10 protein-coding genes and 1 rRNA gene are annotated in these 15210 nt (G+C 38.5%); 5 read left to right on the top strand and 6 right to left on the bottom strand.

What is annotated here, in order from left to right; all coding sequences use genetic code 11:
- Positions 1 to 12: 12 nt before the first annotated feature.
- Complete coding sequence (locus H6G69_RS21355; protein ID WP_190691132.1) at positions 13 to 645, top strand: DUF2996 domain-containing protein; 633 nt, start codon at positions 13 to 15, stop codon at positions 643 to 645.
- Here the strand turns inward: H6G69_RS21355 and H6G69_RS34020 are convergent.
- Positions 642 to 1130 (bottom strand): NINE protein, encoded by a 489-nt coding sequence (locus H6G69_RS34020; protein ID WP_313951692.1) that lies wholly within the window; start codon positions 1128 to 1130, stop codon positions 642 to 644. The two genes, H6G69_RS21355 and H6G69_RS34020, sit on opposite strands and share 4 nt — an antisense overlap.
- Before the next feature lie 863 nt (positions 1131 to 1993).
- Here H6G69_RS34020 and acsF point away from each other — a divergent pair.
- Both acsF and H6G69_RS21340 read left to right on the top strand, forming a co-directional pair.
- The gene (gene acsF / locus H6G69_RS21345; protein ID WP_190691131.1) at positions 1994 to 3070 is read left to right on the top strand and encodes a magnesium-protoporphyrin IX monomethyl ester (oxidative) cyclase; all 1077 of its coding nucleotides are present in this window, start codon (positions 1994 to 1996) and stop codon (positions 3068 to 3070) included.
- A gap of 480 nt (positions 3071 to 3550) precedes the next feature.
- Complete coding sequence (locus H6G69_RS21340) at positions 3551 to 4849, top strand: sodium:proton antiporter (protein WP_190691130.1); 1299 nt, start codon at positions 3551 to 3553, stop codon at positions 4847 to 4849.
- 342 nt (positions 4850 to 5191) lie between these two features.
- Here H6G69_RS21340 and H6G69_RS21335 read toward each other — a convergent pair whose 3' ends face one another.
- The 3 genes from H6G69_RS21335 to H6G69_RS21325 all read right to left on the bottom strand — a co-directional run bounded on the left by H6G69_RS21335 (position 5192) and on the right by H6G69_RS21325 (position 9942).
- A complete protein-coding gene (locus H6G69_RS21335; protein ID WP_242072132.1) occupies positions 5192 to 7360 on the bottom strand; it encodes a polysaccharide biosynthesis tyrosine autokinase in 2169 nt (722 codons plus the stop codon).
- Between the two features lie 874 nt (positions 7361 to 8234).
- The gene (locus H6G69_RS21330; RefSeq protein ID WP_190691128.1) at positions 8235 to 9110 is read right to left on the bottom strand and encodes an NAD(P)-dependent oxidoreductase; all 876 of its coding nucleotides are present in this window, start codon (positions 9108 to 9110) and stop codon (positions 8235 to 8237) included.
- An 88-nt stretch (positions 9111 to 9198) separates the two neighbouring features.
- On the bottom strand, positions 9199 to 9942 hold the full coding sequence (locus H6G69_RS21325; RefSeq protein ID WP_190691127.1) for a tetratricopeptide repeat protein: 744 nt from the start codon (positions 9940 to 9942) through the stop codon (positions 9199 to 9201).
- A gap of 590 nt (positions 9943 to 10532) precedes the next feature.
- On the opposite strand from H6G69_RS21325, the gene H6G69_RS21320 reads away from it, so the two are divergent.
- Positions 10533 to 11885, top strand: a complete 1353-nt coding sequence (locus H6G69_RS21320; RefSeq protein WP_190691126.1) for a pentapeptide repeat-containing protein — start codon at positions 10533 to 10535, stop codon at positions 11883 to 11885.
- A gap of 162 nt (positions 11886 to 12047) precedes the next feature.
- On the opposite strand, the gene argS is transcribed toward H6G69_RS21320, so the two are convergent.
- Positions 12048 to 13814 (bottom strand): arginine--tRNA ligase, encoded by a 1767-nt coding sequence (argS, locus tag H6G69_RS21315; protein ID WP_190691125.1) that lies wholly within the window; start codon positions 13812 to 13814, stop codon positions 12048 to 12050.
- A gap of 130 nt (positions 13815 to 13944) precedes the next feature.
- Positions 13945 to 14811: a carboxylating nicotinate-nucleotide diphosphorylase gene (gene nadC, locus H6G69_RS21310; protein ID WP_190691124.1), complete on the bottom strand. Its 867-nt coding sequence runs from the start codon at positions 14809 to 14811 to the stop codon at positions 13945 to 13947.
- Between the two features lie 292 nt (positions 14812 to 15103).
- On the opposite strand from nadC, the gene H6G69_RS21305 reads away from it, so the two are divergent.
- Positions 15104 to 15210 (top strand): 16S ribosomal RNA (locus H6G69_RS21305); the annotation flags it as partial.

Genomic DNA, 15210 nt, shown 5'->3' with positions numbered 1-15210 from the left:
TTGACCTGAGCAATGGCAGACGAAACCAATCACAATCAAGCGGGAGAGGTAGCTCCCAGCACTGTTGACAAACAAGCCCCTTCCGTCGCCGAAGACAACGCCCCCAGCACCAGCGAACCAGTGGCGACAAATATACCTACTGCCAACACGCCAGATCCCAAAGCAGCCAACCCAAAAGTTAATCCTAATGCTGCTAAACCAGCCGCCGCTAAAGACGCAGCAGCAGAAGACAAGCCAGCCGCCGCTAAAGCTGCCAAAAAAGAAAAGCCCCCAGCCGTCGAAGATAAGCCCTTTACCCAATTCATTGAGCAAGACTACTTGCCAGCCTTACAAAAAGCGATCGCGGAAGAAGGTGTCAAAGATTTACAATTGTCTTTTGCCAAACAAAAGCTTCCCATCACTGGCTTCTCTTCTAATGAACAATATTGGCAAGTCATCGGCAGTTGGCAAAATGGCCAGCGTCAGTTTAATGTCTACTTCCCCGATGAAGACATCCAAGGTAAAAAAGGTTTTTCCTGCAATGAAGGCAAAAAAACCAGCACTTTGGAATCATTCTTAATTGACGAGCGCAAAACCACCCTTGACTTATTGGTATTTGGCTTAGTTAGACGCTTAAACAGTCAAAAGTGGCTAGGTAGAAATTAGTCTAGTTCGTGAAAATAGTAAGTAACGGCTCCAGAAATGGGGTCGTTATCTATTTTGACGTAACCTGATTTCAACATTTCTTTGAGTACCATTTCTACTTCTGCAAAGCTAGCTCCTGTGGCTTTAACACCTTGCGTCACCGTTAAACTACCGCCGCGACTTTCTGCCACTTCTATGAGTTTAATCATTAAATCATTACCACTGGGGCGATAAACCTGAGAAGCCACAACAGGTTGATTTTGTGGCACACCAAAACTAGATACACCTGCTTTGGCACGTAATTTTTTTTCGTATTCATTTACCATGTTCGGTAAAAGAAATAAATCATAAACCTGCCCTACATAAAATAAACCACCTGTACACAGCCACAATAACCCTGTAGCAATCTTGCCATTATATAAACGGTGCAAGCCTCCGAAGCCAATAAACCCAATCCCACACAAAATATAAGAAATAGTGAGACGATTATTACCTGTAGGATTAATTTCTTGATCTAAGCGATCGATACCACTGCTAATGGTCGTAAATGCTTTAGAAATTTCAGCAGAAATGTCAGATAGACCTGAGTTTGGCTGGTAAGATACATAGCCACTGGCTGAAGGCGTTGGTGCTGTAGATGAAGTACCTATCTGCTCTTGGACAAATCGACCGTAATTTTCCACCTCAGCCCGCGTTCCCACAAAGGGATTTCCGTGAGCCACTTCTTGACGCTGCTTATTAGCATTAAAGATCATCTGGCGAGCTTCATCACTCAAAGTGCCGTACTCTTGCATCAAGTCAACCAATTCTTTCCATTGAACTTCTTGTCTATCTTGCACCCGTTGGCGTTGTTCTAAAGACAGCAAATTATTCGCCGCCAGCCAGCCCCGAAAATAGTCTTCTAAAGCACCATGAAAACTGACCAGTGCATAACCTATAGACTCTTGGTCATTTCCAGCTTTTTGTAATCTTTCCCAGCCTAGTTGTAGCTTATTCAAATGATTACTCATTGATAGCCCTATTGCTTTTGTAGCTTTTCTAAAAATTTTAACGAATGACTAGTTGCAAAAAAGACAAAAATTGTGTCGGTTGCTTAAGCTAAGATACCTCTTTAATCCCATTAATCCTTGAAAATAGCCAAGCCTGAGTTTTCTAAATACACCAACTACAACTACTCAGACTGGTTGCCCAATTCCCTAAATTTTGAAGTATTGTTGCAACTCTTAACGTTTCACATACCAGTTTCTCGCTGCACCTTGGTAGACTGAAATTTATACAAATTAAATTATTGTCCTTTGCTGCGCCTTATGAGAGCATTACTTTTGGTTCTCTGGCGTAATCAAGATAATACACTCGTGGCAATCAAGACATGGTAGATTCCCTCAAAAAACCAGGCTTTGAAGAAATACGGCCAGGGATTAAAGTCCCGGCAAAAGAAACCTTATTAACACCACGGTTTTATACTACCGATTTTGATGAGATGGCGCGGATGGACATCTCCGTAAACGAAGATGAGTTACAAGCCATCTTAGAAGAGTTCCGCGCTGACTATAACCGCCATCACTTCGTTCGGGATGCCGAGTTTGAACAATCCTGGGATCACATCGACGGGGAAACTCGCCAGTTGTTCATTGAATTTTTAGAGCGTTCTTGTACCGCAGAATTTTCTGGCTTCTTGCTGTACAAAGAATTAGGCCGCCGCTTAAAAGATAAAAGCCCCGTCCTTGCAGAGTGCTTTAACCTGATGTCACGGGATGAAGCGCGTCATGCTGGCTTTTTGAATAAAGCGATGTCAGACTTTAACTTGTCTCTAGACTTAGGGTTTTTGACAAAGAGCCGCAATTATACCTTCTTTAAACCAAAATTCATTTTCTACGCCACCTATCTTTCCGAGAAAATTGGTTACTGGCGGTATATCACCATTTACCGTCATTTAGAAGCGCATCCCGAAGACAGAATTTATCCAATTTTCCGGTTCTTTGAAAACTGGTGTCAGGATGAAAACCGTCATGGTGACTTCTTTGATGCCATCATGAGAGCGCAGCCACAAATGCTCAACGACTGGAAAGCAAAACTGTGGAGTCGCTTTTTCCTGTTGTCAGTCTTTGTGACAATGTATCTCAATGATTTACAGCGCAAAGATTTCTACGCTTCGATTGGTTTAGATGCGCGTGAATACGATATTTACGTCATCAAGAAAACCAATGAAACAGCAGGTAGAGTCTTCCCTGTAATTTTGGATGTTGACAATCCAGAGTTTTACGATCGCCTGGATCTATGTATCAAGAATAACCAAAAATTGACGGCGATCGCTAACTCCAACACACCCAAATTCCTACAATTCTTCCAGAAGCTGCCATTATATATCTCCAATGGTTGGCAGTTCTTGAAGTTGTACTTTATGAAGCCAATTGATATGGTTTCCGCTCAAGGTGCAGCTCGTTAAATAAAAATATTTCATCTCCAAGGCACGGTTTCTGGTGAACAGAGGCCGTGCCTTTTATTTGTGAAATCGCTAAACTAAACTAATGCTCCTTTCCTTATCCCGAACTCAGGTTACACAAGTAATTTCAATAATCAAGTCGGATTACTCTAGTATAAATATACTATAGGAGCGATCGCACTGTGCCAGTTGCGTAATACCATTTCCCGAAAAATATGATACAGATGTAAACCCCCAAAGCTTTGCTGTATCTAAGTTTTTTAATTGCGTTAGCGAGCCTGCGATAGCGAAGAACGAGCGTCGCGTCATTGCAAATTGCGAATTGTGAATTGGTATAAGTCCTGATATTGCTACTTTCTTTAACAAAAAAAGATAGAAATAACTGGAAAAATCTAATTTTTCCAAAATCTATCTAGAGATAATTTAATGCTAAAAATATTACGACTAACCTGATGAGGTAGTATTTTTCATATACCAACTCCGATGATAGATATATATATTATTGACTTGTTGGTTATTGGGTTACTCTTGCTGGCAGTCACATTAGGCTCCGGTTGGATTACTCGATTACCTTTATCTTTTGCACTTATCTATCTACTGGTTGGAATTTTTCTGGGGCCTTATGGCTTAGGGTTGATTAAATTAAGACAAGCAGAATTATTCAATGCGGAATTACTAGAGAGAATTACAGAGTTTGTCGTGATTGTTTCAGTTTTTAGTTGTGGCTTAAAAATTATTCGTCCACTAAATTTTCGAGTTTGGGATATTACGGCACGTCTGATTGGATTTTTGATGCCGATATCGATTTTTGGTTTGGCTATTGTCGGTAATCTCTTGTTAAAGATGGGATGGGGAGAAGCTATTTTATTAGGTGCTATTCTTGCACCTACTGACCCAGTTTTAGCTTCAGAAGTGCAACTAACAGATACAAATGACCGAGATGAATTGCGTTTTGGTTTAACTTCGGAAGGCGGTTTAAATGATGCTTTAGCTTTTCCGTTTGTCTACTTTGGTATTAATGCTATCAAAGATCATAATTGGCATAATTGGTTAAAAGAGTGGGTAGCAGTTGATTTAATTTGGGCGATCGCTGCTGGTATAGTTATGGGAATTATCGTTCCTAAAACAGTTGTGTGGCTCGACCAAAAAATCCAGAAACGCCGTTCTGCTGAGAAATTAATGGAAGATTTTATTGCTGTTAGTATAATTTTATTAACTTATACTTTAACAGAATTTGTCAATGGTTATGGTTTTTTGGCAGTCTTTGTAGCTGGGTTAGTCGTACAACGCAGTTATAGGAATCGAGAAAAACCACTAGAACAACTAGAATTTATTGAGCAGTTAGAAAAGCTCATGGAGGTAGGCACAATATTATTACTAGGCTCAATCTTATTATTTCAGCCTATGCTCGATTATGCTATTCAATCTTTAGTAGTCATTGTTTTTTTATTTTTAGTAATCAGACCTTTAGGCGCGTGGCTCAGTACAATTGGCCAACGCCACATAAATTCTCATCGACGTAATTTGCATCCTGGAACTCGCTGGTTATTCGGTTGGTTTGGAATTCGTGGTGTTGGCTCTTTGTATTATCTTGCTTACGCCTTTGGCAACGGACTTAAAGGAGAATTAGCTGAACAAATTGCTTGGATCACCTATACTACAATTGTAGTTTCTGTGGTTGTACATGGCATTAGTACAACTCCCTTAATGGCTTGGTATGAGTCAAATATTGCCCAGCGTCAAAATGCCGCTCCTCCGGCAACAATTGATGAATTTGAATAAAGAAGTAGCCGCTCAAGGCAATAGACATAAAAATTTACTACAAGGTACTTCAAAAAAATACTTGCCAACTTCGCTAGATTATAGTACTTTTATACTATGAAAAGACCCTATACAACTACCCCACAGCACTTGTGGGGTTTTTTCAGCAATAGAAAGCCTAGGTTTGATCAGCTGCTGATATTTTACAAAAACCTAGTACAGCTTGGCGTAAATACACAGACTATCGGAAATTGCTAAAAGGCTTGTAGTATCACAATTCTTCCTTTTTCTTTTTGATTTTTTACTTTTGCCTTGTTGTACTAGGCAAAGTAGCAGGAAAAATAACTCTTGACAATTAACAAATCAAAGCTGTTGATAACTCCTCACTCCGTTAGCAATAATGCCAATCAAATTCCAATGGCTCAAAATTTCCTGAGCCTGCATTAAATCACTTTGAGTTAATAAACCCATACGTCCTACCATCACGATTTCATGGCAATATCCTGCCAAAATTCTGGCATCAGCTGTACCTAAAATTGATGGAGCATCTACTAATACTAAATCGTAGGTTTGTTCAAACTTTTTGAGTAGTTCTTTCATCCGTTGAGAACTAAGTAGCTTAATGGTGTCATCTGGCTTAGGCCCAGCAGTTAAAACATCAATTAAGGGATGAACTGGCTGAATATAATTATGAATATGAGTATTTGTTTCATCTAGTAATAGTAGAGATAAACCCCAATCATTAGATAATTGCAGAGTTTTATGCAAGTTAGGATACCGCAGGTTTGCATCAATCACTAAAATACGCTGATGCATTCTAGCAGCACTAGCAGCAAGCCCTAATAACAAAGTAGTCTTGCCTTCACCAGATAAGGCTGAAGTAAACATTAAAGACTTAAAAGGCAAAGGATACTTTGATATGTTTAGGTTCTGGTAGAGAATGTCTAAGGTTTCATGACAAGGCAACCAACTATCAGTTTCTCCAAAAGAAGATGCTATAGTATTTTGTTTATTCCCAGAAAGATTAGGAAGCCATTTTTTGAAACCTCGTGGTGCTAATTTTGGCACAGAACCGAGTAAGCGCAAGTTTGTTAATTGCTGTAATTCTTGTGCTGAATAAATAGTGCGAGTAAACATTCCCCAACTTAAGGCGGCGGCAATGCCTAAAATTGGACTAATTGCTATGCCACCCAACAACAATGATAATCTATTAATTCCTATTAGCTTTCCTATAGATGGTTCTTCCATAACTTGCCAGTCAATACCGCCTTGAGCAATTTTTAAACTCAAAGACTGTTGCGTTTGCAGTAGTTGTTCTAGTTGTTTACGCTTGGTTTGTACAGATGTTAGAAGGCGGTTGTATTCTGCTATCAAGCTGGGATATTTGCTGAATTCAAACCGGATTTTTTGTTCTGTCTCAGCTAAACTTTTTGCGTTTGCTAATAATCCTAGAATAATTGTTTGTAGTTGAGTGCGCTCTTGAATTAACTGCGGATTAATACCTTCTATTTGCTCGTTTTCTGAAGGAATTACTGGAATATCACTAATTAATTGATTTGCTTCTCTTTTTAAAATAACTAATTGATTTTGGCGTTGTTCTTTTAGCTGTTCTATAATAGGAGATTCATCGGTATAACGCTGCTGTTCTTTGGCTAAAGTTAATTCTGTTTTCTTGAATTCATTTAATAAAGTTTGGTAGCTATTTGACTGATTTAAGCGTGAGTGAATTCTAGCTTGATGAGATACAGAAGTAATTGCTTGTTCTAAGTTAGTATAACGAGCCTGCACATCTTGTAATTGAGCGCGGTTAGTTTGTAGCTGATTTTGTACTTCAGCCAGTGACTGTAGTAAGATTTTACTTTGCGCTTCTGGGTCGAGAATGTTATGTTTACGACGAAAATATTCTAAATTTTTTTCTGATTGTCTAACTTCTTGTTGGAGTTGCGATAGTCTAGCATTCACAAATGCCAAACCTTTATTTAAACGTTCTTTTTGATGATTGATATTATAATCTTGATAAACTTGTTGTAATGCTAGTAATACTCTTTTAGTTTTAATTGGGTCTTCATCAATAAAAGAAATTTTCAATACCTGTAAAGGAAGATTATTAGTTCCTATTTTATCTTCCAATTGCTCTATTGATAGTCCTGTAGGTTGTGCATTTATGTTTTTGCCTTGAATATCTTCTATAGTGATATTTGGATAGTATGGGCGAAGTAAAATTATAGCTTTTTCAATCAGTTTAGAACTCAACAGTAACTTAACTTGACTTGTATAATCTACAGATGGTGAATTGATATCAGATATTTCATCGGCAATTAAGTTTGGAAGCTTACTCGCTTGATTGTTAGTGTTAGCATCAGAACTAACTAACAATTGCATCGAGCTTTGATAAGTAGACTTAGTATTGATAGCTATTAGGCTCACAAGAGACATTACTACACAAGAAACTCCCAAAACTAAAAAGCGTCGGCGACGCAAAGTTATTGATAATTCTTTGATATTAAACTTGTCTGAAAAAGAGTTATTCATGAGTTTATGTTGGGTTAATTTCATATTAATTGCTCTGTAATTTCTTAAATATTTAAACGAGATTTAAAAAGCAAAACCAGAAAATTTTATTTGATTTAATGTTTTAGATAACCTAGTAAAATTAAATACACTAATTAACTCATGAAGTTGACTATATACTCATGAGTTGGTCTGATAAACACAAATATCTTATGAAGGTAGAATAATTTAATTACTATCGTCAATACTCTCAAAAAAACTTTATTAATCTGTTTAAAGCTATTTTTTATTTACCGAATAATCTAATTTAGAATATACTAAAATTTTCTAGAGAGTTTGATGTGACAAAAAAACATTTACTTTGGCTGATTTTATTTAAATAACTGGTATAGAAAAAAACTTCAATATTTTCTGATTGAGAATTAGTATTTATACAGCGTTTTTGACATGGATGAGGTACTTTTCTAGTCTCTAGTCCCTAGCCTCTAGTCTCTCTTACCCTTGAAAGATGTACTGCATCAAACTGAGAAAAGCTGTATATAGAAGTGCAGGCAAATAACGCAAATTTTACCTTTATGTGTTTTAGTTTATTCCGTAAATTAACTATAATCTCAACTATGAGAGGTTAAAAATATTTAATAAATGCTTGCCCAGAAAAACCGAGTATATGACTATTTAATAGTTCTATATTTTTGCTATGAAAATTGGCTGTACTATGAGTGGTGATTAATTATTCATCTGATTTTTTACATGAATAATGCTGTTCCAGTTAATGAAATGCTGTCACACTGATGATTTAAATTGAAAAATCTATGAAATTATGATATTTTTCCTGATGCTTCTCAAAATCATTGTAAATGAGATTTTAGCTACTCTAGTATTGCTGTAATTTCCACTATAAGTAACTAGCGATCGCTTTTAATTCTTCCGTGATAGATAAAGGCTGATAACCTAATTGAAAAGCTTTTGTACTATCTAAAGAAACATCTGCTGGTCTAGGTGCAGGCATTTTTACATCTTGTTGAAGACAACCATTGAGTCCAGTGGATGGTAGATTCAATACTTGGATTAAAATCTGGCCAAAATCATACCGGGAAATCCGTTCTTTTCCTCCTAAATGAATGATGCCATTGACTTTTGCTAATGCTAATAACAATCCTTTGGCAGCTGTTGTCCCACTAACAGGAGTGCGAAATTCATCAATAAATAACTTTAATTCTTTCTCTGCCTTTAAAGTTTGTATAAATGGTTGAATAAAGCTATTGGCGGTGGGAGTTTCGCTGCCAAACATCAAAGGCATTCGGCATACTGCTGTCTGAGGGTATCGCTCTAGCATACCTATTTCAGCCATGACTTTTTGCTCCCCATAAATATTTACAGGACATACGGGAGCAGTTTCTTGATAAGGTGCATTTAAGCCATTAAATACTTGATCTGTTGATGTAAAAACACAAGGTATAGAATAATCAGCACATAACCCAGCAATATTACAAGAAGTGGTGACATTAATGAGGTGTGATTCTTGCGGATGAGTTTGACAAAAGTTTGGTTGTGAGTATGCTGCTGTGTGAATTACAGCTTCTGGCTGAATTTCATTAAATATCTGTTTTAATGCTTGAAAGTCACTCAAGTTGACCTTGATCATTTTGATTTGAGGAATTTCAAGTGTATGGGTGAAATAAGTGCCATAAACTTCCCATTCCTGTTTGGCTAGTTGGCAAATATGCCATCCTAAAAAACCACTAGCTCCGGTAAGCAATAACTTTTTCATATATGATTTGCGATCGCAAATAGCAATGCAGAGATTAAACTAAATTAATCCAAATCATACCGTAGAAGTTAACCGTGCCAATTTTGGATTATTGAATTAATTCCTGAAATCTCCAATCACCACGTACCTTTTTAAAGTCTGAGTCAGTTCTAGCTAACTTTTGAAATTTGTCGGGAACTAATTGTATTGCTGCTTTCAGGTTTTTAATAGCTAATTCTGCTTTACCTTGCAGAGCATAAGTACAGGCTCTGTTATAATAAGCTTCTGCCTTGTCTGGCTTAATAGATATCGCTTTGTCGTAGGATGCTAGTGCTTCTTGGTAGCGTTGTAGCTTTGTTAAAGCAATACCTCGATTAATCCAGGCTTCATGTTTATCGGGTTTAATTGCGATCGCTTGATCATACGCCGCAATGGCTTCTGAATATCTTTGTAATGATGTTAAAGCATTACCTCGGTTATACCAAGCTTCATCTTTATCTGCTTTAATTGCGATCGCTTTGTCGTAGGATGCTATTGCTTCTGTATTTTTTTGCAATTTTGTGAGCGCAATACCTCGATTAATCCAGGCATCAGCACTTTCGCTATTTAAGGCGATCGCTTTATCGTATGCTGCGATAGAATCTTGATAGCGTTGCCTATCTAAAAGATTATTCCCTTGTTTAAATAAATCTTCTGCTTTTTTATTAGTCTTGACTTCTGTCAATAATTGCGAAACATTGATTTCCTGCACCACCTGTCTGGTATTTTCTGTTGATAAGTATGCCCCATTTCCGCAGCCATATACTAAGCCAGTAATTAAGCTAGAGGCTGCAAAGCAGCGCCAAAAGACCATGCTATACCTACAGAACTCTTCGTTTGATCTTAAATCATTTTGATATTTTTTAATAGTATCAGAAAATACTCTTTATTTCGGATTAATTTGCTTATGTTTTTGATAACTAAATTGAACCTATTTTGAGATAAATAGGCAGCATTTTATCATACAAAGTTGATCAAAAGAAACTTTATTTTGGAAGTTCGCTAAAATGCTCACCTAATAATATGTTGAAAAAATTTCCTTTTGATTCAGAAAGAATGCTGGAAATACATGAGTTTTTAGCCAATCTGCAATCAGAGAAGCATCATCAATTTACATTTGTAATTTATGATTATTAATCAGCAAGTAACCCGTCAATAAACTAAAAACAAATAAAAAATTAAATATTTTCCGCCAGTTCTCAAGTCGATGATTGGTAACATAGTCAAGATTTAGAAAAAAAACTTGACTTTATCAGTAAATTTTACAGCTTTGATGATTGCAGATTCCGGCTGCTGTATGATGCTATTGATTAAATACAACTTGTGGCAATTAGCGAATCTTACCCAGTAGCGGTTAACATATAACAGCTGTTGAACTGAGTCTACTGGGGCAAAATAGAAAGCATGACGATTGAACCTAACCCTCCTAATCTACCAACCCCAAAAACCCTACCAGAAGAAGAACAGCAACCAGATGATTTTGATAGTGCGGAAATTAATCATGACTTAAGTTCAGAAGCACTAGCCGCACAACAAGCTTTAGCTGCAATTTCATCTTTGCAAACACCGCAGACCACAGCAGCTATGCAACAAGCTCGTTCCAGCATTCAACAGCGTTCTGTTTATCAATTGACAGTTAAACCAAGAGCATTACTCATTACACTCATAGCGATCGCCATTACATTATCAGGAGTAATCCTCAACAACTGGATTCTAGGTATTACAGGGACTCTGTTGACCTTGGTATTATCTTTAGCAATGCTATTACCTTGGTTGCAATACGTACTGCAAGAATGGTTCTCACCAGAAGATAGAACAGTGTTTATCGCCTTTTTGGGAATCGTAACAGCTATTGTTGGCATAGTTAAATTTAGTGGTCTTGGGAATCGCCTCCTAATTTTAGGGCGCAGAATTAACTGGGAAGCTTCGGGAACCTTAGCAGAATGGTTTGGTGCGTTAGGACAAATCTTAATTGCGATTATTGCCGTTTACGTGGCTTGGCGACAGTACATCATCTCCAAAGACTTGACAATTCAACAAAACCTGCTCACGTTTCAACAAAATATTATCACTCAACAGCAAACAATCGATTCTTATTTCCAAGGCATTTCTGATTTAGTTTTAGATGAAGAAGGATTATTAGAAGACTGGCCCCAAGAAAGAGCGATCGCCGAAGGACGTACAGCCGCAATTTTTAGTAGCGTTGATGGTAATGGTAAAGCTAAAATTTTGCGCTTCCTGTCTCGTTCCAAATTGTTGACACCTTTAAAACGCGATCGGCGCTTAGGTCGAGCCATCCTCAATGGTGTAGGTGGTTATGCAGAAGACCGTTTAGAAGGTGTGCGGGTAATAGATTTAGGTGTGATGTTAGCCACCGCAGACCTTTCTAATACAGATTTACGCTGGACAGACCTGAGTGAAGCTAATCTTGTCCGTGCAAACCTCAGTGGCTGCGACTTAGTAAAAGCAAACCTGGCGCGCACTATTTTATACGATGCAAATCTTAGTGGTGCTGACTTAAATGGAGTACGCCTATTTTATGGTTCTTTAGAAAACGCTTCACCCCGCAGCCGCACTGAACCCCCAGACTACGACACAGGCGAACGTACTGGTGCTGTAGTTGAAAATGCTGATTTGACAAATGTACAAAGGATATCGGAAGCTAACCGTTACTACTGCTGTGCTTGGGGTGGTGAAAAAACGAGAGGTACTATTCCCGGTGGTTGTGGTGACATTCCGAATCTCTTAGGAAGATAAACTTGGCTTTCTTTGCGCGCCTTGGTGAAGCAGTCCGGTTTTGGGAGTTTCCTAAGAAAAACTGCTGAACCCGTTAGCGACGCAGAAGTATCTGGGCGGTTCGCTAAATCAAAATCTTCAATTACAAAGAAAAACGAACCACAAAAACACAAAGCGATAGTGTTACATTCGCTCCAATACTTGAATCCCTAACAAAGATAATCCTAGTTTTAAAGTTCTAGCCGTCAAATCACACAAAACTAAACGGGATGTGCGTTGCGGTTCTTCTGCATCTAACACCCGTACACCGTGATTGCGATCGTAGAACACATTAAACTTTTTACTCAAATCGTAGAGATAATCACATAACCGATTCGGCAACAAATCTTGCTCTACAGTACCAATCACTTCACCAAATAGCAGTAAATATTTAGCTAAAGCAAACTCTGTGTCATGCTCCAATACCACCTTAGCCTTATCGCCTAACTCTTCAAAGCTAATCCCTCCCTTACGGCTAATACCCTGAATCCGCGCATAAGCATAAAGCATATAAGGTGCGGTATTGCCTTTGAGATCCAGCATTTTGTCATAGCTAAAAATATAATTACTAGTACGGTTTTGGCTTAAGTCAGCATATTTAACCGCACTAATACCAATCACTTGGGCAACATTAGCAATAAATTCTGGTGATTCCGGACGATTATCTGCTTGTAATCTTACTTCCAAATCAGCATGAGCGCGAGCAACTGCTTCATCTAACAAATCTCGTAGTCGCACACTTTCACCAGCACGAGTTTTAATCTTCTTACCATCTTCACCTAAGACTAAACCAAAAGGAACATGAACTAGTTCCACATCATCAGGAATCCACCCTGCTTTACGTGCAACTTGGAAAAACTGAGCAAAATGATTGCTTTGTCCGGCATCTGTTACATAGATAATACGTTTTGCTTCATCTTGTTGAATCCGGTAACGCAACGCAGCTAAATCTGTTGTGGCATAGTTGTAACCACCATCAGATTTCTGCACAATTAATGGCAAAGGTTCACCTTCTCTATTAGTAAAACCTTCCAAGAACACAACTTTTGCACCTTGGTTTTTTACAAGTAAGCCAGATTTCTCTAAATTTTCAATTACGTCAGGTAGTAAAGGATTGTAAAAAGATTCTCCGCGTTCATTTAAATGAATATCTAACAAGTCATAAATAACTTGAAATTCTTGCCGTGATTGTTCACATAGTAACTTCCACGCATGAAGTGTATCTTCTGCACCCGCTTGCAATCTCACAACTTCTTGTCGTGCTGTCTCTTGGAAAGCTTCATCCTCATCAAAGCGTTGTTTGGCTTTGCGGTAAAAACTGACTAAATCACCAATATCCAAAGCATTAGCAGTAGTTAATGCTTCTGGGTAAACTTCCCGCAGGTAAGCAATTAACATACCAAATTGCGTCCCCCAATCACCCACATGATTTAACCGCAAAACATCATGACCGCGAAATTCCAAAATCCGAGCAATAGAATCACCAATAATCGTAGAACGCAAATGTCCGACGTGCATTTCCTTGGCAATATTCGGACTAGAAAAATCGACAATTTCTCTTTGTGGCGTTTTTGTCTTGGCTACTCCCAAGCGTGAATCTACATAAATAGAATTGACTTGAGCTTCGAGGTATGTTGTTTTTAATTTCAGGTTGATGAATCCAGGCCCAGCAATCTCTGGCTGTTCGCAGATTTCCGAGACATCTAATTTCTCAACAATAGCAGCAGCGATCGCTCTTGGTTGCTGTCCTAATTTCTTACTCAGCGACAAAGCCACATTCGCTTGATAATCACCGAACTTAGGATTACTCGCAGGAACTAAAATCGGATCTACCTCAGCGTATTCAGTGCCAAAAGCAGCCACCAAAGCCTGCCCAAATTTTTCTTTTAGTTTTTCTTGTGTAGCATTCATATATAAATGTTATCTGTCACAGGCCCAATGTGGCTGTTGAGAGTTTGATATTCTCAGAAGCTTGATTATTTTAACCCCAAACTATACTCATCGACTCCAAATCAAGACTGCGTTAGTACAGCACTCATTTCTAAAGTGAAATCCTCATACTCAAATCCAGCCACTTTGACTGAGTAATCGGCGCACTACTAGAAATATAGTCAACACCTGTCTGCGCCACAGCACGAATAGTTTCTAAAGTTACATTTCCTGACGCTTCAATTTTTACCCTACTATCCTGCTGGCGAATTAACTGCACTGCCTCACGCATTAACTCAACCGACATATTGTCTAACATAATAATGTCAGCATGATATTGTAGAGCTTCTTTCACCTGCGCTAAACTTTCCGTTTCCACCTCTATCGTCAATGGATAAGGAATTTTGGCACGAATCTGCGTAATAGCTGCTCCAATTCCACCAGCCGCAGCAATATGGTTGTCCTTAATCATTACTGCATCATCCAACCCCATCCGGTGATTAATCGCTCCACCCAAAGCAGTTGCGTACTTTTCTAATAATCTCAACCCTGGTGTAGTTTTACGCGTATCCACAAACCGAGCAGGTAAATCAGCAATTTCTTCTACATATTTATGGGTTAAAGTTGCTATTCCACTCAAACGCATAGCTAAGTTGAGAGCAACTCTTTCTCCCATGAGCAACGCATCCAACGAACCATGAACTTCCGCCACAATCTTTCCGGGTTCACAGAATGCTCCTTCATCAGTAGTCGCTACAAAGCTTACTTTTTCATTCAAAAGGTGAAAGACTCTTGCAGCCATAGGTAAACCAGCAACTATTCCCGGTGCTTTAGCTATCCATTTAGCTGTTCCTGGTGTGACATCTGCAACTAAAAGACTATTTGTAGTGCGATCGCCCCGACCAACATCCTCCAGCAACCAGCCATGTAACAATGGATCTAATACTAGCCAAGGCGGCAAAACACCAGAATTGCTCACGACGCTATATCTTCTTTGCTAACTTTCAGAAAATACTATAGCCCAAAATGCTCATTACCAAAGGGTTCTGACATAAGTAGAAAAAATGCGAAAAAAAATCGCCAAAAGTAGTTGACACTCTTATCTAGGTTAGATATATTGGATAAGTGCCTGAGGGAGCCGACGAGAAAAAGCGGCGCAGTCAGGAACCGAACCTTGAAAATATTATAGTTTGAAAGCAATTATACAACAAGCCTGCGTCAAGTAAATAAAATAACCAGGCTAAGGTTAAAAAAGAGTAGCCAACAGAATCAAAACGGAGAGTTTGATCCTGGCTCAGGATGAACGCTGGCGGTATGCTTAACACATGCAAGTCGAACGGAATCTTTCGGGATTCAGTGGCGGACGGGTGAGTAACGC

The organism is Nostoc sp. FACHB-110, assembly GCF_014697425.1.
GTDB lineage: Bacteria > Cyanobacteriota > Cyanobacteriia > Cyanobacteriales > Nostocaceae > Nostoc_B.
The sequence above is the reverse complement of the archived record's forward strand: the minus strand, read 5'-3'. Positions and strand labels throughout refer to the sequence as shown.